At 47.7% G+C, this 1,196-nt stretch carries 1 protein-coding gene; it reads right to left on the bottom strand.

Features of this window, described 5'->3' with window-relative positions:
- Nucleotides 1-41: 41 nt before the first annotated feature.
- Nucleotides 42-1,126, bottom strand: a protein-coding gene (locus XMG59_RS12015) for an IS3 family transposase (protein WP_173498808.1) whose coding sequence is annotated in 2 segments (ribosomal slippage) — nt 42-865 and nt 865-1,126 — 1,086 coding nt in all. Because the reading frame shifts where the segments join, the coding sequence is not laid out codon by codon here.
- Nucleotides 1,127-1,196 lie beyond the last annotated feature (70 nt).

Raw genomic sequence — 1,196 nt, 5'->3', positions numbered from 1 at the left:
AGTGTAATCCCCCCATTTGTAATGGGAGTTTTGCGTAGAGCCTAGGCTGCTTCTAACAGCCATCTCGGTGGTACGCCGCCGATAGCGGTGTTTGGTCTCTCATTGTTGTACTTCCAAAGCCATTCAGTGGCAAGTAATTGCGCATGACTGACGGTTTCAAATTGATGCAGGTCGAGCCATTCATGTCTTGCTGTCCGATTGAATCGCTCAATGTAAGCGTTTTGTGTCGGTTTCCCAGGCTGAATATAAAGCATCGTGATTCGGTTCACGTTCGCCCAATTGATCAGCGGCCCCGATAGCAGTTCAGGACCGTTATCGCATCGAATCGCTGCGGGTTTACCTCGCCACTCAATGATTTGTTCTAGAGACCGAATGACTCTGACACTTGGCATTGATAGATCAACATCAATCGCTAACCCTTCTCGGTTATAGTCATCGATCACATTGAACGTTCGTAACTTGCGACCATCAGCCAGAGCATCGCTCATAAAATCGATAGACCAAACTTGATTTGGTGCCGTTGGGACGCTTAACGGATCTGGCCTGTCCCGTTTAAGGCGACGTTTAGGCTTAATGCGCAGATTCAGTTCCAGCTCCCTGTAAATGCGATATATCCGCTTGTGGTTCCATTTAAACCCTTTCACGTTACGCAAATAGAAGTAACAGAGACCGAATCCCCACTGCTTATTGTTTTCCGTCAGGCGTAGTAACCAGTCAGCTACCTGTGCATTCTCAGAGGACAGTTTGCTTTGGTAGCGATAACAGGTCTCACTAATCCCCAAACACTCGCAGGCCAACCTGATCGAGATACTGTGACGCTCAACAGCACTCTGCGCCATCTCTCTTCTTTGAGATGGCTTTACAGCTTTCCCTCTAACGCTTCCTGGCGAATCTCAGCCTTGAGGCGCTCCTCGGCATACATCTTCTTGAGTCGAGCATTTTCGGCTTCGAGTTCTTTTAGACGCTTCATCAACGATGCATCCATACCGCCGTATTTTGCACGCCATTGATAAATCGCTGCGGTACTTACCCCATGTTCACGGGCCAAGTCTGGAACCGAGACACCAGACTCATGTTGTTTGAGAATCGCCACTATCTGGCTTTCGGTAAAACGTGACTTCTTCATAGATCGCTCCTGATTCATAGATCATAAAACGCTCTACTTAAAACCCCAATTATTTTTCGGGAGGATTACA

The organism is Marinobacterium sp. xm-g-59, from assembly GCF_013283315.1.
Classification (GTDB): domain Bacteria; phylum Pseudomonadota; class Gammaproteobacteria; order Pseudomonadales; family Balneatricaceae; genus Marinobacterium_E.
The sequence above is the reverse complement of the archived record's forward strand: the minus strand, read 5'-3'. Positions and strand labels throughout refer to the sequence as shown.